Origin of the sequence: Stenotrophomonas sp. ESTM1D_MKCIP4_1 (assembly GCF_003086895.1) — a bacterium.
GTDB lineage: Bacteria > Pseudomonadota > Gammaproteobacteria > Xanthomonadales > Xanthomonadaceae > Stenotrophomonas.
The window spans coordinates 2,313,341-2,331,279 of the sequence record NZ_CP026004.1; the positions used below are offsets into that span (position 1 = coordinate 2,313,341).

At 66.6% G+C, this 17,939-nt stretch carries 12 protein-coding genes and 1 pseudogene; 6 read left to right on the top strand and 7 right to left on the bottom strand.

What is annotated here, in order from left to right:
* The first annotated feature begins 102 nt into the window (after positions 1-102).
* Positions 103-1,521 carry an aldehyde dehydrogenase family protein gene (locus tag C1924_RS10690; protein WP_108765277.1) on the top strand — a complete coding sequence of 473 codons (1,419 nt, stop codon included), beginning with the start codon at positions 103-105 and terminating at the stop codon, positions 1,519-1,521.
* Positions 1,522-1,677: 156 nt separating this feature from the next.
* On the opposite strand, the gene C1924_RS10695 is transcribed toward C1924_RS10690, so the two are convergent.
* Genes C1924_RS10695 through C1924_RS10705 form a run of 3 tightly spaced genes read right to left on the bottom strand, consistent with a single transcriptional unit; the run spans position 1,678 to position 7,174 of the window.
* Positions 1,678-4,752, bottom strand: coding sequence for a CusA/CzcA family heavy metal efflux RND transporter (locus C1924_RS10695; protein ID WP_108765278.1), 3,075 nt, complete (start codon positions 4,750-4,752; stop codon positions 1,678-1,680).
* On the bottom strand, positions 4,749-5,915 hold the full coding sequence (locus tag C1924_RS10700) for an efflux RND transporter periplasmic adaptor subunit (RefSeq protein WP_108767030.1): 1,167 nt from the start codon (positions 5,913-5,915) through the stop codon (positions 4,749-4,751). Before C1924_RS10700 ends, C1924_RS10695 begins: the two co-directional genes overlap by 4 nt.
* Positions 5,916-5,926: 11 nt before the next feature.
* The gene (locus C1924_RS10705; RefSeq protein WP_108767031.1) at positions 5,927-7,174 is read right to left on the bottom strand and encodes a TolC family protein; all 1,248 of its coding nucleotides are present in this window, start codon (positions 7,172-7,174) and stop codon (positions 5,927-5,929) included.
* A gap of 62 nt (positions 7,175-7,236) precedes the next feature.
* On the opposite strand from C1924_RS10705, the gene C1924_RS10710 reads away from it, so the two are divergent.
* The 3 genes from C1924_RS10710 to C1924_RS10720 all read left to right on the top strand — a co-directional run bounded on the left by C1924_RS10710 (position 7,237) and on the right by C1924_RS10720 (position 10,049).
* Positions 7,237-7,911 carry a response regulator gene (locus tag C1924_RS10710; protein ID WP_108765279.1) on the top strand — a complete coding sequence of 225 codons (675 nt, stop codon included), beginning with the start codon at positions 7,237-7,239 and terminating at the stop codon, positions 7,909-7,911.
* Entirely contained in the window at positions 7,904-9,280 is a 1,377-nt protein-coding gene (locus C1924_RS10715) for a sensor histidine kinase (protein WP_108765280.1), read from the top strand. Before C1924_RS10710 ends, C1924_RS10715 begins: the two co-directional genes overlap by 8 nt.
* Positions 9,281-9,641: 361 nt before the next feature.
* Positions 9,642-10,049 carry an SUMF1/EgtB/PvdO family nonheme iron enzyme gene (locus C1924_RS10720; protein ID WP_254051274.1) on the top strand — a complete coding sequence of 136 codons (408 nt, stop codon included), beginning with the start codon at positions 9,642-9,644 and terminating at the stop codon, positions 10,047-10,049.
* On the opposite strand, the pseudogene C1924_RS20570 reads toward C1924_RS10720, so the two are convergent.
* Together C1924_RS20570 and C1924_RS10735 are read right to left on the bottom strand one after the other, a co-directional pair.
* Positions 10,030-10,632: pseudogene (locus C1924_RS20570) on the bottom strand (phage late control D family protein); the annotation flags it as partial. The gene C1924_RS10720 and the pseudogene C1924_RS20570 overlap by 20 nt on opposite strands.
* Positions 10,633-11,543: 911 nt before the next feature.
* On the bottom strand, positions 11,544-13,895 hold the full coding sequence (locus C1924_RS10735; protein WP_108765283.1) for a GH92 family glycosyl hydrolase: 2,352 nt from the start codon (positions 13,893-13,895) through the stop codon (positions 11,544-11,546).
* A gap of 351 nt (positions 13,896-14,246) precedes the next feature.
* Here C1924_RS10735 and C1924_RS10740 point away from each other — a divergent pair, with 351 nt between their 5' ends.
* The gene (locus C1924_RS10740; protein ID WP_108765284.1) at positions 14,247-15,098 is read left to right on the top strand and encodes a hypothetical protein; all 852 of its coding nucleotides are present in this window, start codon (positions 14,247-14,249) and stop codon (positions 15,096-15,098) included.
* A gap of 406 nt (positions 15,099-15,504) precedes the next feature.
* On the opposite strand, the gene C1924_RS20575 is transcribed toward C1924_RS10740, so the two are convergent.
* Positions 15,505-15,864, bottom strand: a complete 360-nt coding sequence (locus C1924_RS20575) for a hypothetical protein (protein WP_254051114.1) — start codon at positions 15,862-15,864, stop codon at positions 15,505-15,507.
* Between the two features lie 25 nt (positions 15,865-15,889).
* Between C1924_RS20575 and C1924_RS10745 the strand changes: the two genes are divergently transcribed.
* A complete protein-coding gene (locus C1924_RS10745; protein WP_254051115.1) occupies positions 15,890-17,428 on the top strand; it encodes an autotransporter outer membrane beta-barrel domain-containing protein in 1,539 nt (512 codons plus the stop codon).
* Between the two features lie 50 nt (positions 17,429-17,478).
* Here the strand turns inward: C1924_RS10745 and C1924_RS10750 are convergent, their stop codons facing one another.
* Positions 17,479-17,880 (bottom strand): ketosteroid isomerase-related protein, encoded by a 402-nt coding sequence (locus tag C1924_RS10750; RefSeq protein ID WP_108765286.1) that lies wholly within the window; start codon positions 17,878-17,880, stop codon positions 17,479-17,481.
* Between the last annotated feature and the right edge of the window lie 59 nt (positions 17,881-17,939).

Here is a 17,939-nt window from a genome sequence, read left to right on the forward strand (position 1 = left end):
TCCCGAAAACAGGGACGCCCCATCCACGATAGACCGGATTCCCTGCACGGTCGAGCCCCGCCAGACTGTGCCCACACCCTCCCACTCCGCAAGGAACCGGCCATGCAACACATCGAACAGCACTACATCAATGGCGCCTTCGTGGCGTCCCACGGCCAGCTCAGCGCCGACCTGCACAACCCCGCCACCGAGCAGGTCATCGGCACGGTCCGGCTGGGCGATGCGGTGGATGCCGAACGCGCGATCGCGGCGGCCAAGGCCGCCCTTCCCGCCCAGGCCGCGCGCAGCGTAGACGAACGTCTGGCCATGCTCGCCCGCTTCCGTGATGCGATGGCCGAACGCAAGGACGCCCTGCATGCGGCCGTGCTTGCCGAATACGGCGCCCCGTCGGCCCGCTCACGCTGGATGGTCGAGCACCCGGTGCAGGTCATCGAGGATGCCATGCGTGTACTGGCCGAATTCCCGTTCCAGCGGAGCGTCGGCCGGGCCCAGGTGCATCTGCTGCCGGTCGGCGTGGCCGGCCTGGTCACGCCCTGGAACAGCAATGCCTCCTTCATCTGCGGCAAGCTGGCCACCGCACTGGCGGCCGGCTGCACCGCCGTGGTCAAGCCCAGCGAAATGTCCGCGCTGCAGACCCAGGTGGTGATGGACGCACTGCACGCCGCACAGCTTCCGGCGGGCGTGGCCAACATCGTCAATGGGCTGGGCCAGGACGTGGGCGCGGCGCTGAGTGCATCGCCGGACGTCGCCAAGATTTCCTTCACCGGCTCCACCGCCACGGGCCGCGCGATCCTGCGCGCAGGCGCTGAAACTTTCAAGCGGGTCACTCTGGAACTGGGCGGCAAGTCGCCCACGCTGATCCTGGACGATGCCGATCCGCAAGCGGCTGCGGCATTGGCCGTGCAGGCAGGCTTCATCAACAGTGGCCAGGCCTGCATCGCCGGCACCCGCATCCTGGTGCCGGAGTCGCGCCGCGCGGTGTTCGAGGCGGCGCTTGCTGAAGCGGTGGCGGCGGTGCGCAGCGGCGAGCCCGGCGACGCGGACACCACGGTCGGCCCGATGGTCAGCGAACGGCAGTGGCAGCGCGTGCAGGGCTACATCCGCGCCGGCACCGATGAAGGTGCCCGGCTGCTGGCCGGTGGCGAAGGGCGGCCCGATGGACTGCAGAAAGGCTGGTTCGTGCGCCCCACCCTGTTCACCGATGTGCGCAACGACATGACCATTGCGCGTGAGGAGATCTTCGGGCCGGTGCTGTGCGTGATCGGCTATCGCGACGATGCGGAGGCCGTCGCCATCGCCAACGACACGCCGTACGGGTTGAGCGCACTGGTCATCGGCGCCGATGACGCGCGCGCGACGGCAGTAGCGCGGCAGATCCAGTCCGGCCGGGTGCTGGTGAACACCCTGCAGCACGAACCGATGGCGCCGTTCGGCGGCATGAAGCAATCCGGCATCGGCCGTGAAAGCGGCGCCTGGGGCATGGAAGCCTTCCTGGAACCGCAGACCATGGTGGTGGGGTAACCGCCGGGCGCGCCTTGGCAGCCGTCCACCTTGGTGGACGCTCCCAAAATGCCGCAGCACCGGCTTCTGTAGCCGTCCACTTTGGTGGACGTCCCAACGCGCCAACCAAGGTTGGCATCTACCGGAACATCGCGGCGTGCCAACCCTGGTGGGTACCTACTGCTTGGCGGCGCGTCGGCTGTGCACCCAGTAATACAGCGTCGGAAGCACCAGCAGGGTCAGCAGCATCGCCGACAGCAGGCCGCCGATCACCACCACTGCCAGCGGCTTCTGGGTTTCGGCGCCGATGGCATGCGAGGTGGCCATCGGCAGCAGCCCGAACATCGCCAGCAGCGCAGTCATCAGCACGGTGCGCAGGCGCTGCAGCGAGCCCTGCACCACCGACTGCAGCAGGTCCATGCCCTGTTCGCGCAGCTGCGCAAAGCGACTGAGCATCACCACCCCATTCAATACCGCCTGGCCGAACAAGGCGATGAATCCAATCGCCGCCGACACCGACAATGGAATGCCGGTCAGCCACAAGGCCAGAATGCCGCCGATCATCGCCAGCGGCACATTGGCCAGGATCAGCGCGGCGCTGCTGATGTCCTTGAACGCATCAAACAACAGCACGAAAATGATCAGCACCGACAACGGAATCACCCAGCCCAGCCGCTTCATGGCGCGCTGCTGGTTCTCGAACTCGCCCGACCATTCCAGCCGGTAGCCCTCGGGCAGCGTCACGCTGGCATCCACCCGCGCCCGCATGTCGGCCACCACGCTCCCCATGTCCCGTCCGGCAATGAAGACGCTCACCGCCTTCACCCGCTGCGCGTTCTCGCGCGAGATGTTGATCGCGCCGCTGGCCAGATGGAAATCGGCCACGTCGGCCAGCGTCACGGTCTGCCCATCACCGATGCCCACTGGCACCAGGCGCAGTCGCTGCAGGTCACGGTCGGCATCGTCCAGGCGCAGGGTGATGGGGAACCTGCGGTCGCCCTCCCACAGCTCGCCCACCTCACGGCCGCCCAACGCGGTTTCGATCACCTCGTCGATGTCGCGCACGTTCAAGCCATAGCGCGCGGCCCGATCCCGGTCGATCTGGATCTGCAGCTGCGGCAGCGAGCCATCGCGGTCGATGAACGCGCTTTCCACACCGTCCACGCCACGCACCTGGCCGAGGATGGCCTGGGCCTGCCGGTTAAGTACATCCAGGTCGGCGCCGCTGACCTTGATGACCACCTGGCCCTTGATCTGCGAAATGCTCTCCAGGATGTTGTCGCGCACCGGCTGCGAGATCGAGAACTCCGGGCCGGGAATGCGCTGCTCCAGCGTGCGCTGCAGGTCGGCGATCAGCTGCCGCTTGTCCACGCCCGCAGGCCAGTCCTTCTCCGGCTTCAACGCCACCAGCGCCTCGATCTGGTTTGCACCCTTGGCATCGGAGCCGTCCTCGGGCCGGCCCAGCTTGGCCACCACCGTCGACACTTGCGGATAGGTGTTCACCAGTTCGCGGATACGCCGTGACTGCAGCTGCGCCTCGGCCAGGCTGGTGCTGGGGTCCAGCGTGGCGGTGAGCCAGATCGAGCCCTCGTCCAGTTCCGGCAGGAATTCGGTGCCCAGCCGCGTGCCCAGCGCCAGGGTACCCACCAGCAATGCCACCGCCGTCAGCACCACCGCCCGCGGCCGGGCCAGGGCGCGTTCCAGCGCGGGCTGGTACCAACCGGTCAGCCGGTCCATCAGCGGGTTGCCGCCGCGCATGCGGTCGCGCCGCAGCCACCAGTAGCAGAACAGCGGCACCACGGTCAGCGCCAGGATCAAGGCACCGATCAGCGCCGAAGTCACCGAATAGGCCATCGGCGCGAACATCCGGCCTTCCTGCCGCTGCAGGGTGAAGATCGGGATGTGCGCGGCGATGATGATGAGCATCGAGAAGAACGTTGGACGCCCGACTTCCGAGGCTGCCGACAACACGGTCGAGAAGCGCGTTTTCCGGTCCGCCGTGCGTGGCAGCGCGGACAGCCGCGAAACGATGTGTTCGGTGACGATCACCGCGCCATCAATGATGATGCCGAAGTCCATCGCCCCCAGCGAGAGCAGATTGGCCGGCACGCCCCACAGGTGCAGGCCGAGGAAGGTGGACAGCAGCGCCAGCGGCATCATCGCCGCCACGATCAGCGCAGCGCGGGCGTTGTACAGGAACAGCCACAGCACCAGGAACACCAGCACCGCGCCTTCCAGCAGATTGCGGAACACGGTCTTCAGCGTGGTCGACACCAGCCACGAGCGGTCGTAGAACGGCTCGATGCTGACCCCGGCCGGCAACTGCCCGGCCTCGATCTCCGCCACACGCGCGTGCAGGGCATCCAGCACATCGGACGGATTCTCGCCCTTGCGCATCAACACCATGCCAAACACCGCATCGTCATTGTCATCCTGGCCCACCAGGCCCTGCCGAGGCAGGCCGGCATCGGCAATGCTGGCCAGGTCGCGCACCAGCACCGGGGTGCCCCCTTTCTGCGCCACCACCACGCTGCCGATGTCGGCCGGCGAACGCATCAGGCCCACGCCACGGATCAGGAACTGCTGCTGGCCGCGCTCGACGTAGCCGCCGCCGGCATTGGAACTGCCCTTCTCCAGCGCCTCGGAAAATTCGCCCAGGCTGATGCCGCGATCGCGCAGCTTGTCCAGGTCCGGCTTGACCTGGAACGTGCGTGCATAGCCGCCGAAGCTGATCACATCGGCCACGCCGGGCACCGTGCGCAGGCCGCGCTCCATCACCCACTCCTGCACGGTGCGCAGCTCGGTGGGGCTCATGTGCGGGGCCTTCAGCACGTAGCGGTAGATTTCGCCCACCGCAGAGCTCATCGCCTCCAGCTCCGGCGTTACGCCTTCCGGCAGATCCACGCCCTGCAGGCGTTCCAGCACCTGCTGGCGTGCGAAGTAGTCATCGGCCTTGTCGTCGAAGGTCAGGATGATCATCGACAGGCCGAACTGCGTGTGCGAAAACACCCGCACCGAATGCGGAATGCCCGACAGCGCCACTTCCAGCGGCATCGTCACTTCGCGCTCCACCTCCTCGGCCGCGCGGCCGGGGTGCAGCGACACCACCGTCACCTGGGTGTCGGACACATCGGGGAACGCTTCCACCGGCAATACCCGGAACGCGGCGATGCCCGCGCCGATGAACAGCAGCAGCGCCAGCATCACCATCAGCGGCTGGCGCAGGCAGTAGGCAATCAGGCGATCGATCATGGGGCCGCGTGTCCCGTACCCGCAGTGGACGCGACCGGCGCGCTGTCTACCAGCTGCTGCAGCAGCAGGCCCCCTTCAACCACCACGCGGCTGCCGCTGGCCAGCCCCTCACGCACCCACAGGCGGCCGTCCCCCAGTTCCTCGGCCTGCACCACGTGGCGCACGTAGTGGCCCTGGCCTTCGTCCACGAACACCACCTGCCTGCCGTCGATCAGCAGCACGGCCGCATCCGGTACCGACACCCCGGCCTGGGCCGGCAGGCTCACTTCGGCGCGCACGTACTGTCCTGCCTTGAAACTGCGGCTGCGGTTGTCCAGCATCGCACGTGCCTGCACCACCCGCCGCTCGCTGTCGACGAAATCATCCACGTGCTGCAGGGTGACCTGCAGCGTGGTGCCATCCGCGGCGGGCAGGCGTACCGGCAGGCCCGGCTGCAGGTGCCCGGCCAGACGCTCGGGAATGTCCAGCAGCAGCCACAGACGGTCGGGGTCACCCACCACGGCCAGCGGCTGTTCACTGTCCGGGCCCACATTCATGCCGGGGCTCAGGCGCTGTTCCACCAGCACACCGTCGATGGGCGCGCGCAGCGGCAGGCGCTGGTCCACCTGGTTGCCATTGCCGTAGGCCGTCGCGAACGCGGCAGCGCGTGCATGCTCGGCTTGGCTGCCGGTGAAGCGCGCCTGCGCGTCGTCCAGCTCGCGGCCCGAGGCCACGCCGGCCGCATGCAGATCACGAGTACGCTGCAGCTCGCGGCGTGCCTGTTCCAGTTCGGCACGGCCACGCACTCCCTCAGCCTGCGCCTGGCCAAACTCCGGCGAGGTGATCCAGGCAATCACCTGCCCGGCCTTTACCTTCTGCCCCGGCTGCGCCTCGATGCGCGACACCTGGCCCGGTAGCGGCGCACGCAGCGCACTGGAACGGGTCTCGTCCCAGACCACCCGGCCCGGCAGCTGCAGCACCGCACGGGCATCGTCACTTACGGCCTCGCTGCGCAGCACATCCAGCTGCCGGCTGCCGGCCGCGAACTGGATCTGTCCGGCGCTCACTGTCGGCGCAGCATCGGCAAAGGACGCCGGTTCGCGCCCGCAGGCAGACAACAGGCACAGCGCAAGTGCTAAGGGCAGTGCCGCAGTGCGCACACGCGGTTGCATCAGGGCACGCAGGGCACGCCGGGTCATGGGGTCTCTCCTTGGGTCATGGACGTGGCCGCGCGCCAGCGCGCCAGCGCAATGGCGTGGTCGGCACGCGTGTGGATCAGCGCTGCCTCGAACTCGCGCCAGCTACGGCGCGCATCCAGCAGATCGGTCAGGCTGGCCGCGCCACGGCGGTAGGCCAGTTCAATGCCCTGTACGGCTCTGCGGGCACTGTCGGCCTGCAAGGCTTCGTACTCCTGGCGGCGCTGCGCGGCCGATGCGGCAGTGGCCTGCAGCTGGTCCTGCTCGGCCCGGGCCTCGTGTTGCCGCGCATGCAGTTCCAAGGCCGCCGCATCGCGGTCGGCCTCGGCGCGCTGGATGGCACCGCGCGCACGCGACGGCCCACCCAGCGGAATTGTCATCGAGACGCCCCAGGTCACGCCATTGATGTCGGTCGGCTCGCGTTCGGCCTCAATGCCCCACTGGATATCGCGGCGGCGCTCACTGCGCGCCAGCGCCACCCCGGCATCGGCGGCCTGCAGGCGCGACCGCGCGGCGCGCAGATCGGCGCGCTGCTGCGGGTCCGCATCGCTGTCCTGCGGCCCTACGGCGGCGTCCGGCCACGCGTCATCCGCACGCAGCGATGCGCTGTCCTCCATGCCCAGCAGCAGGCCCAGCGCATGCCGCGCATCACGCAGGTCCAGCGCTGCCTCGCGCGCCGCATCCGCCACGGCAAGATCCTCAACCACCAGACGGGCACGATCCACCGGCGCCAACGCGCCACTCGCCACCTGCCGATCGGCAGCGGCCATCTGCTCGGCCGAACTGCGGCGGTTCGCCTCGGCGATGTCCAGGCTGTCCTGCGCCGCCTTCAGGCCGAAATAGGCTTCATGCAAAGCCACCTGCTTGCGGCGGCGGGTATCGAGCATGTCCAGGCCGGCCGCTTCCACCAGCGCGTCGGCCTGGCGCATGCGCAGGCTGCGTTTACCGCCACGTTCCCAGGTCCACCCCAGGCCAACGGTGCTGTCCACACGCTTGTCCTGCCAGCGGCCGCTGCCCACCCCGTGTTTCGGGCTGATCTTGCTGCTGCCCAGCGACAGCTCAGGGGCCGGCCGCAGCGCGGCGGTCAGCGCATCACCCTGCGCACCGCGCAGTTCCAGCGCCGCCGCGCGCAGGTCCGGGTTGTGCGCATCCATGGCACGTTGTGCATCCTGCAGGCTGATCGCCCACGCTGCCGGTGCGCACGCCAGTGCGGCCAGCAAGGCCGCCGAACGAGGGAGGAAATTCATGCGCGCCACGGTAAGGTGGCGCACTTGCGCCAAACTTTCCTGAACCTTGCGCGAAGCTTGCAATGCGAATCCTGTTGATTGAAGACGACACCGCCCTGGCGGACGGGCTGGTGCGCGCCCTGCGGGGCGCCGGGCACGTGTGTGATCACCTCGCCGAAGGCTTGCTGGCACCAGCAGCACTGGCCGTCACGTCCTATGACGTGATGGTGCTGGACCTCTCGCTGCCCGATATCGACGGCCTGGACCTGCTGTCGCGCCTGCGCGATGAAGGCGCCAGCCTGCCGGTGCTCATCCTCACCGCGCGCGATGGTGTGGAAGACCGCATCCTCGGCCTCGACCGCGGCGGCGATGACTACCTGGCCAAGCCCTTCGCGCTGGGCGAACTGGAAGCACGCCTGCGTGCGCTGGCACGCCGCCGCAGCGATGCTCCCGCGCAGAAGCGGCTGGGCCGTCTGTGCCTGGACAGCATCCGCCAGGAAGTACAGGTGGACGGCCAGCGCATTGAACTGACCGCGCGCGAACTGTCCCTGGTCGATGCGCTGATGCAGCAGCCCGGACGCACAGTCACCAAGCAGCGCCTGTTCGACACGCTCTACAGCTGGGATCACGACGCCAACCTGTCCGTCATCGAAGTGCATGTCAGCCGCCTGCGGCGCAAGTTCGAGCAGGCCGGGGCTGGCGTAGGCATCCGCATGCTGCGCGGCCTCGGCTACCGCCTGGAAGCCATCGATGGCTGAGCGCGTGCACAGCCTGCGCGGCCTGCTGCTGCGCCGCCTCTGGCTGCCCCTGCTGGTGCTGCTGCTGTGCAGTGCGGTCGGTTCGTTCGCACTGGCGCGCTACTACGCCGGCCAGGTCTACGACCGCTGGCTGCTGGATTCGGCCATGTCGCTGTCCGAGCTGGTGACGGTACGCAACGGGCAAGCGGTGATGGAGGTGAGCCCGGCCATGTCGCGCATGTTCACCTGGGACACGGTGGATGAAGTGCATGGCGAAGTGGTTGATGCAGACGGCACGCGGCTCTATGGCGATCTGCCCGATGCCCTGCCGCGCCCGCCGCAGGCTGCCGATGACCAAGCGCTCTACTACGATGCGCAGCTGCGCGGGCAGGCGGTACGCATGGTGGAGGTGCGGGTACCCAGCGCGGCCGGAAACCACGTGCGCCTGCGCGTGGCCGAAACCCTGCGCAAGCGGCACCGGTTGGAACGCAAGCTGCTGATGACCAGCGTGCCGTTCCAGGCCGCGATCCTCGCGCTGGCCGCGTGGCTGGCCTGGTCCGGTACCGGCGCGGCCGCGCGCCATGCCAACCAGGTCGCGCGACGGTTGGCCAGCCCGCGCCCGGACCCATTGGCGCCGCTGGACCCTTCGCAGGAAGCACCGCGTGAACTATGGCCCGCCGTGGAAGCGTACAACGCGCTGCTGCAGCGGCTGGATGCCATGCAGGCGGCGCAGCGGCGTTTCGTCAGCAATGCCGCGCACCAGTTGCGCACGCCATTGGCCGCCATGCAGGTGGAATTGGAGAACTCGCTGCGACAGCAGGACCCGCAGGCACAGCAGTTGGCGCTGTCAGGAACACTGGCCGGCCTGTCGCGGCTGCAGCATCTGGTCAACCAGTTATTGCTGCTCAGCCGCTCGGAAGATGCACAGGGCAGCGCGCTGCCACTGCGCACGCTGGACCTCGCCGCGCTGGCACGTACCGTGGTCGAGCGCTTCGCCGACCGCGCCTTGGCCTCAGGCGTAGACCTTGGCTACGACGGCCCCGACGACGGCGTGCCCGTGCAGGGCGATGCACCCCTGCTGCGCGAAGCACTGGGCAATCTGCTGGACAACGCGCTGCGCTATGGCAGCGAGCGCGGCGTCATCACGCTGATGGTGCAGCGAGACGAACATGGCGTGCAGGTATGGGTGGACGATGATGGCGCCGGCATTGACGAAGCCGAGCGCGGCCGCGTCACCGAACGCTTCTACCGCACCAGCAGCCAGGGCGATGGCTGTGGTCTGGGCCTGGCCATCGTCGCCGAGATCGCACAGCGCCACGGTGCCTCGTTGGCAATCAGAAGTTCGCCAATGGGCGGCGCGCGGGTAGGAATGCGGTTCCGCACCCCCTAACGCCGAGCCTGCCCAGCGTCTGTAGAGTCGAGCTTGCTCGACTGCTTCTGCCGCAACACCTGACTCGAGCATGGGCTCGACGTTACAAGATCCAGGCTGCGGGCAGCCACAGCGCCCACATGCCGTGCAACCCATTGCTACGCTGATTCAGTCCATCCAGAACTGATCGGTGCTTTCAATGCTGCCTCTTCGATCCGCGCTTCTGAAATCCCTTGCTCCAACGGCGTTTCTGCTGACCGCGTGCCAGGAATCCACCGTCAAAAAGCCCCAAACGCACTCGCCTGAGCTTGCAGCGCGCATCGAAGCACTGTCCCAAAAGACCCGAAAAGACATGGTAGAAGTCGAAGGCGGCACCTTCATCATGGGCGATTTCGGCCCCATCGATCCTCGCGTGAAGATGCCCTACAGCGGTGAACGCGACGATGATGTGTTGCGCGAGGTGACATTGAGCAGCTACGCCATCGGTGCGAAGAAGATCACCTACGCGGACTTCGACGTCTACACCGATGCCACAGGCCAGGCCCGGACGGCGCAGTACCCGATGGACCTCAAGTACAGGAACCTGCCTGACGATCTCCCCGTCGGCGTCAGCTGGGAGGCGGCGCAGAAGTACTGCGGATGGGTTGGCGCGCTGATTGGGCGGAGGATGGAACTACCGACGGAGGCACAATGGGAATACGCAGCGCGTAACCGGGGCCAGCAGCCAGCGAACCATGTGGGGGCAGCCGTTCTGGCAGGGGATTGGCGCCGGCATGCTCCACCGCTGTGAGCAGCAGTTCGGGTGCGTGTTGCGGCGACCATTGGCTGATGGCAACCCATTTGCCTGCGGCCAGCCCGCGCACCGTCGCAATGCCCTGCCAGCCGTGCCGGTCCGATTCATGGCGCTCGACCGAAAGCACAGCACGCCGCTCGCCTTCGGCACGTGAATCGAAGCCCAGCGAACCACACGCCATATACTGGTCGGCAGCAGAAGTGCCGCCGCCATCCATCGGTAACTGCACGGCCAGCGTACGATCCTGCCGATAGTCATCGCTGACCATGCTCAAGCGGCCCGGGCCCAGCCGCACGCGCCGGGCCAGATGCAGCACGCTGTCTTCCTGCTCGGCTGCGTGGCCGCGGTGGAAGCGTAGCGCACCATCACGTGCCGAAAGGGTGTCCTGTGGCAAAGCCGCGCTGTCGAAGAACAGCACGATTCGATGCAGCGCGGGTGCCTCCGCATCGGCCTCGACACGCCAACCAATGCCCTCTTCGGCCAGCAGGCAGGCGACAAACGCCATATCCGACTGGCGATACTGCACGCAGTAGAGGCGCGGCGGCAGCGCGTCCAGACGCGCCCGCGCATCGTCGGTCCAGTGCCAGCAGGCGAGCGCCTGATGGTCAGCGACACCGCATCCACGATCTGCCGGACGGTGGCATCACGGAACACGCGACTGTTCCGCCGCTGGCCCAACCACCAGGTCCAAGCGGCCCGCCGTATGCGGTAACGGGCGAACCCCTGATCGCAGTCCAGCAGAATCACTTCGCGCACCAGGCCTGTACGGCGGATGTCGCGCCCCTGCGCATCGCGCGTGGACAGCGTTGCGGGCCGGCCCAGCCACGCTTCGCAGGCAGGGTCCGCGTGCCCCGCACGTACGTCGATATGGTAGTCCAGACCTTCCGACAACGCTTCGCGTCCGCGCCAGCGCTCGACCCGCAGAGACCCTGCGCCAGACAGTTCAAACCGGTGCAGCAGCGCTGCATCCTCATGCGCTTGCAACGTGTGCATATGGCTTACGCCCTGTGCACCACCTTGGCGCACTTCTGTGCGCAGGAACCTAGCAAGGGAACGGCCGGGGAAATATCAGACAAGGACGAAAGTGACCAGGAACAACGGTCGAACGTCATTGCATCACGCATTCGCCGTCGAAATGCATGACAGAGTCATGACGTGCGGCCAACAGATCACGTTGATTGCGACACCGGCAAACCCGGTACACGCCAACCTTGGTTGGCGCCGTTGTTCTCCCGCGTGCCAGCCAAGGTTGGCACCTACCAGGGCGATACCACGTCCGGGGAACGGCCGAGGAAACATCAGATACGGTAGACGCCAACCTTGGTTGCCGCCGTGTTCTCCCGCGTGCCAACCAAGGTTGGCACCTACCATGGCGATACCACGTCCGGGGAATGACCGCGGAAACATCAGACCCGGTAGACGCTAACCTTGGTTCGCGCCGTGTTCTCCCGCGTGCCAACCAAGGTTGGCACCTACCAGAGCAACAGCGCGTCAGCGGCTCATCGAATACGGCGCCTGCGCGCCCTGCCCCGGCCATGCCTGGTTCGGTTCGGCCTGCATGGTGAAGGTCAGTTCACCGCCAGCCAGAATCTCGTCATGGCGCAGGAAGGTGCGCTGCAGCGGCTTGCCGTTGAGGCTCACGCTGCCCACGTAGGTGTGCTTGTCGTCCAGGCCGTTGGCCACGATCGTGAAGGTCTTGCCGTTCGGCAGGCGCATCGCGGTCTTCGGCAGGAACGGACGGCCAAGGATGTACTCGCCCGAACCCGGTGCCACCGGATAGAAGCCGAGCGCGGTGAACACGTACCACGCCGACATCTGGCCAACGTCATCGTTGCCGGCCAGGCCATCGGGGCGGTCGGCGTACTGCGTGTCCATGATCTGCTTCAGGCGGGCCTGGCTGCGCCAGGGCTGGCCGGCGTACGAATACAGGTAGGCCACGTGGTGGCTGGGTTCGTTGCCGTGCGCGTACCAGCCGATCAGGCCGGTGATGTCTTCCATGTGCTCGAAGATGGACGGATCGACCTTGGCGTTGAACACCTCGTCCAGCCGCGCCAGCAGCTTGTCGCTGCCGCCGTGCGCTGCGGCCAGACCGGCCACGTCCTGCGGCACATACCAGGAATACTGCCAGGCATTGCCTTCGGTGTAGTCGGTGCCATAACCGCTGGCACTCGGGTCGAACGGGGTGCGGAAGCTGCCGTCGCGCTTACGCGCGCGCATGAAGCCGGTGTCCTTGTCGAAGGCATTGCGCCAGTTGCCGGCACGCTTGTCGAAGGTGGTGGCCACGTCGGTCTTGCCCATCGCCTGCGCCATGCGCGCGATGGTCCAGTCGTCGAAGGCATATTCCAGCGTCTTGCTGGCGGCCTCGCCTTCCTCGTCGATCGGCACGTAGCCCAGTTCGCGGTACTGCGCGATGCCGTCGTAGGGGCCGTAGTTGGCCGTCTCGACCATCGCCTTCAGCGCCTTGTCGGCGTCGAAGCCACGGATGCCCTTGACGTAGGCATCGGCGATCACCGGCACCGCGTGGTAGCCGATCATGCACCAGTCTTCCAGACCGTGGAACGACCACACCGGCAGCATGCCGTAGGGGCTGTGGTCGTGGTGGGCCAGCATCGAATTGATGAAATCGCTGTTGCGCTTCTCCGGCTGCACCAGGGTCAGCAAGGGATGCAGGGCGCGGTAGGTATCCCACAGCGAGAAGGTCGAGTAGTTGGTATAGCCCTCGGCCTTGTGCACGGCATTGTCGGCGCCGCGGTACTGGCCGTCGGCATCCATGAACAGCGTCGGCCCCAGCATGGTGTGGTACAGCGCGGTGTAGGCGCTGCGGCGTGCATGTTCCGGCGCATCGATATCCAGCACCGACAGCGCCTTCGTCCACTCCTGCTTCGCCTGCGCACGCACACGGTCGAAGTCGAAGTCGGCCACTTCCGCGTCGAGATTGGCGATCGCACCGGCCTCGCTGACCGGCGAGATCGCGACCTTGACGATCAGCGGCACATCGAGCTTGCCGAAATCGAAGGTGCCGACCAGCTGCCGGCCCTCGATCTGCGCCCGCTGCTTCGGGTCCTTCTCACCCGGGGGTGCGAAGCCCTTGTAGACGATGTCCTTCTCGGTGCTGTGCAGCTCGTGGCTGGTCAGCGGCCGCGAGAAGCGCATCGCGAAATACAGCTGGCGACCCGCCGCCCAGCCGCGCGTTTCGCGGAAGCCGGTGACGGTGCCGTCGTCGCGCACGCGCACCCGCGACCACAGGATTTTGCCCGGGTAGTCGTACATGCTGGTGCGCATGTCCAGCAGCATCTTCGCGTCGGCACCCTTGGGGAAGGTGTAGCGATGCACACCGACGCGGGCGCTGGTGGTCAGCTCGGCGCGCACCTTGTAGTCGTCGAGGGTGACCGCGTAGTAACCCGGCTCTGCCTTCTCGTCGTCATGGCGGAACCGCGAGGCATAGCCGCTGCGGGGCTTTTCCGGATCGCCGCGTTCCAGACCGGGCTCGCCGGTGAACGGCATTACCAGGATGTCGCCCAGGTCCGAGTGGCCGGTGCCGGAGAAATGGGTGTGCGAGAAACCGACGATGCTGCTGTCGTCGTAGCGATAGCCGGCTGCCCAGCCATAGGCCTTTTCGCGCGGCTGGATGCGCGTGTCCGGACTGAGCTGGACCATGCCGAACGGCACGGTGGCACCCGGGTAGGTATGCCCTTCCCCGCCGGTGCCGATGAAGGGGTCGACCGAGGCATAGGCCTTGTCGGCGGCGGACCGCGCGGGGGCAGCACCCGCCAGACCGGAAGCGAACATCGCCGAGGCAGCGACGGCGAGCAGGAAACGACGTTGCAACAGGGGCATCGGCATTTGGATCGATTCAGGTGATGGCCGGGAGCCTAGCATCACGTGCTCCGCTCTGCATGTTGCGGCGCAGCTGAACCGTTCCATACACGACAACATCAGTCCATTTTCATCTGCAACTTTTTGTATTTCCGCCGGCATAACCGGTCATGACACTGTGCCGGCATCTCAACGGCCCGGCGGAGCGGCGCGCGATCAGGACGGTTGCTTGCCCACACAGGATGCGAGCTCCGCCGCGCCACCTCGTCAGGAAAATCCACGGGTCACACCAGCTTCACGACGTCTTAGCGTCTGATACAGATTGGCGCAGTTCGTCAGGGTGTCTCCCGGAAGTTCCATAACAACAGGAGTTCCATCATGAAGATCGCTGTCCGACGTTCGTTGGCGCTGGCCTTGGCCGCTGCGGTGTCTGCCGCTGGGCCGCTGCAGGCCCGCTCTCTCAATCCGGGGGAAAGCGCCACGGTAAATCCAGGGGACCCAGTCGATCATTGGAGTGCGAGTGGTACCGGCGCGGTACTTGCGTTCATGCCCGGCAGCACTGGCCTGTCCGCCGACGTCGCCGATGTGGCCGTGCTGGACATGACGGGTGCCACTGTCACTGCCAGCGAGACATTCACCATTGCCTATGTTGCCTCGGCCTCCGCGAACATCACCACGTCCACGTTCAGCAACGACAGGGCGGCAGCGCTGGCCGTGACCAACGGGAACACCTCCGGGAGCCCTGCCGGCGTGGCCGTCGTCACCGATTCCACCCTCAGCGGCGGCGGTGTGGGCGCCTACCCCCAGGACGGCATCCTTTATGTCTCCAACACGCGCATTGAATCGACCGGTACGGGGACGGGCCTGCTGCCGAGCGATCTCGCGACCGGGCTGGCGGTATTCGCCAACTCCACCATCCGTGCCACCAACGGCTCCACCATCATTGGCGATCAGAACGGCGTTGTCGTCATGGATGACGGCGTTGCGGCTGGTGGCACGATCGCCGACAACACCATTGCTCTGGATGGATCTCACGTCACCGGGCGTACCGGCAGTGGCATTGTTGCGCGCGGCATCAACCTGATCGACAGCACCACCGTGACCGTCGCCAACGGCAGCACCGTCACCGTAAGTGTTGCTAGGGAGGACGGCGACGCAGCCCCCTCTCGGCCGTTGCACACATTCTTTTTTGGGCCGCTTGAATGGCAGCACGCAGGAGCAATTTCATGAAGACCGCAGTTCGTCGTACCCTTGTTTTGGCCATATCCGCTGGCATCGCCCTGGCCTCCACCGTGCAGGCCGGCACCCTCGGGCCGGGCCAATCCGCCACTGTCAACGCCGGCGATCCCGTTGAAAGTTGGACTGCACAGGGCGCCACGCTGACTTTCAACAGTGGCAGTGCTGCCACATCGGTAAGCGTAACCAATGGGTCCACACTCGCCATGACAGGGGCAGCGGCCGTCGCGTCAGATCTGTTCGCTACGGTCCAGCTCGCTTCATCCAACGCAACCATCGTTGGCACCCGTATGCAGAACAGCAGTGCTGCAGGGCTGGCGGTAACCAATGGCGCAGTCGCCGGCAACGCAGCCGATGCTTCCCTGGCTGACTCGACCGTTATCGGCCAAGGCATCGGCAGCTATGTCCAGGGCGGTGTGCTCACGCTGAGCAACACGACGATCGACGGAACCGGCATCGGAACCGGATTTCTCCCGCCCGAAATCTCGTCAGGCCTGGCAATCTTCTCCAATTCAACCATCATCATCGGCAATGGTTCCGCAATCACGGGAGACGAGAACGGCATAATCGTGCAGGATATCGGGGGAACTCCCACCAGTCCTATCACCGACAACGTTCTTACCCTCGACAGCTCCAGCGTCATCGGCCGCAACGGTTCGGCAATTGTGGTCAGCGGCACAGGGATCATTGCACCCACCACCGTCAACGTTCTCAACGGCAGTACGGTCAGCGGCGGCAATGGCGTGATTGCTGAAACCATCGATGGCGGCACCTTGAATCTAAGCGTGAACGCATCGCAGTTGCAGGGCACGCTTCGTGCCGATGCAACCTCGCAGCTGCACGCGACGCTTTCCAATGGCGCGGTACTGACCGGCGTCATGAACAACGTCACCAGCGCCACGCTGGACGCCGCCACCTGGAACATGACCGGCAACTCCACGGTCGGTACGCTGAGCCTCGGCAGTGGTACGGTCTCCCTGGGCGACGGTTCGGCCTTCCACACGCTCAATGTGGCCGGCAACTTCAGTGGCGCCGATGGCACGATCGTGTTCAACACGGTGCTGGCCGGCGACGATGCGGCCAGCGACAAGCTGGTCATCGGCGGCGACACCAGCGGCACGGCCAACGTGCGCGTCAACAACGTCGGCGGCGCAGGCGCGCAGACGGTCAACGGCATCGAGCTGATCACTGTGGGCGGCGCCTCCAACGGCCAGTTCAGCCTGGCTGGCCGCGCGGTCGGCGGCCAGTACGAGTACTTCCTGCACAAGGGCACCGGCGCCGATGGCAACTGGTATCTGCGTTCGGTGCTGCCCACCGCGCCGGACCCGTGCGAGGTCGATCCGAGCCTGCCCGAGTGCAACCCGGGACTTCCGGGTCCGGGTCCGGGTCCGGATCCCGACCCGGTGCTGCGCCCCGAGCCCGGCGCCTACCTGGCCAACCTGCAGGCCGCGCAGACGATGTTCCGCCTGGGCTACCACGATCGCAACGCCGGCCAGAACGGCGGCCGGGCGTGGGCCCGCGTGGATGGCTCGCGCAACGGCTTCGATGCGGTCAGCCAGCAGCTGGACATCCGCGGCAACAGCCAGGCCCTGACCGTCGGCGCCGACCTGTGGCGCCTCGATTCCGGCAGCAGCGTGGGTGTGATGCTGTCCACCGGCAATGCCAGCAGCACCTCCACCAACGAGCTGACCGGCTACTACGCCCGCGGCAAGGTGAAGGGCGAGGCGCTGGGCCTGTATGGCACGTGGCGCGGTGGCAATGGCGCCGACCCGTATGCGGGCTTCTACGTGGATGGCTCGCTGCAGCGTGCGCAGTTCCGCAACCGTGTTGAAGGCATCGGCCTGGCCGGCGAGCGCTACGACAGCCGCGCCTGGCAGGGCGCGGTGGAAACCGGTTATGCCTTCCGCCTGGGAGGCGCCAGCAACGGCGGCATCTACCTGGAACCGCAGCTGCAGGTCGGCTACAGCCGCTGGGATGATGATCGCCACACCGAAACCAACGGCACCGTGGTCGGTACCGAGAACGCCGACGGCCTGTTCGGCCGCGCCGGCCTGCGCCTGTCCGGGGTGACCCGCTGGGGCAATGGTGTTGCCGAAGTGCAGCCCTACCTGGCAGCCAACTGGCTGCATACCCGCGCCGAGTCGCAGATCAGCATGGACGGCGAGGTGGTGGATGCACGCATCCCCCGCAGCCGTGGCGAGTTCAGTGCCGGTGCGTCGGTGAAGTTCGGCAGCGGTGTGGGTATCTGGGGCGGGCTGTCGCTGCAGCGCGCCAGTGGTTACCACCAGAATGCCGCCCAGGCGGGCGTGAGCTACAGCTGGTAAGTGTGCAACGAGGGAGTCGGGCCCTGCCCGGCTCCCTCGATTCCCTCTCTTCAGCCACCCACCGCGGCGATCCAGTGCGGCAGGTTGTAATAGTTGGTGATGCGCGCGACCTTGCCGTCACGGATCTCGAAGAAGGCGCCTGCCGGCAGCACATAGGGCTGGCCGTTCGCTTCGGGCAGACCTTCGTCGGTGGCCAGGTACTGGCCGTTGACGGTGAACTCGGCGGCACCGCGGCTGCCATCGGCACTGCCGAACACCACGAGGTCGGTCAGCTGCTCGCGGTACGAACGGGCCATCTTCTGGCAGAACGCACGGAACGCGTCCTTGCCCACTTCGCGGCCGCCCTGGTTGATGTCATGCACCACGTCGTCGGTGACCTGGGCGACGAACGCCTCGATATCGCCGCTGTTGAAAGCGTCGTAGTAGGCACGGATAACGTCGGTGGCACTCATGGGAGGATCCTGGGGATGGGCGGGCCGGGGAGCATAGCCTATACTCACCCCCAGTATCC

Bases quoted from the DNA above. Each gene is read 5' to 3' on its own strand.
- C1924_RS10690 (WP_108765277.1), top strand. From the start codon at position 103: ATGCAACACATCGAACAGCACTACATCAATGGCGCCTTCGTGGCGTCC.
- C1924_RS10695 (WP_108765278.1), bottom strand. From the start codon at position 4,752: ATGATCGATCGCCTGATTGCCTACTGCCTGCGCCAGCCGCTGATGGTG.
- C1924_RS10705 (WP_108767031.1), bottom strand. From the start codon at position 7,174: ATGAATTTCCTCCCTCGTTCGGCGGCCTTGCTGGCCGCACTGGCGTGC.
- C1924_RS10710 (WP_108765279.1), top strand. From the start codon at position 7,237: ATGCGAATCCTGTTGATTGAAGACGACACCGCCCTGGCGGACGGGCTG.
- C1924_RS10715 (WP_108765280.1), top strand. From the start codon at position 7,904: ATGGCTGAGCGCGTGCACAGCCTGCGCGGCCTGCTGCTGCGCCGCCTC.
- C1924_RS10720 (WP_254051274.1), top strand. From the start codon at position 9,642: ATGGGCGATTTCGGCCCCATCGATCCTCGCGTGAAGATGCCCTACAGC.
- C1924_RS10735 (WP_108765283.1), bottom strand. From the start codon at position 13,895: ATGCCGATGCCCCTGTTGCAACGTCGTTTCCTGCTCGCCGTCGCTGCC.
- C1924_RS10740 (WP_108765284.1), top strand. From the start codon at position 14,247: ATGAAGATCGCTGTCCGACGTTCGTTGGCGCTGGCCTTGGCCGCTGCG.
- C1924_RS20575 (WP_254051114.1), bottom strand. From the start codon at position 15,864: ATGGTTTCAGCAATCACGCCATTGCCGCCGCTGACCGTACTGCCGTTG.
- C1924_RS10750 (WP_108765286.1), bottom strand. From the start codon at position 17,880: ATGAGTGCCACCGACGTTATCCGTGCCTACTACGACGCTTTCAACAGC.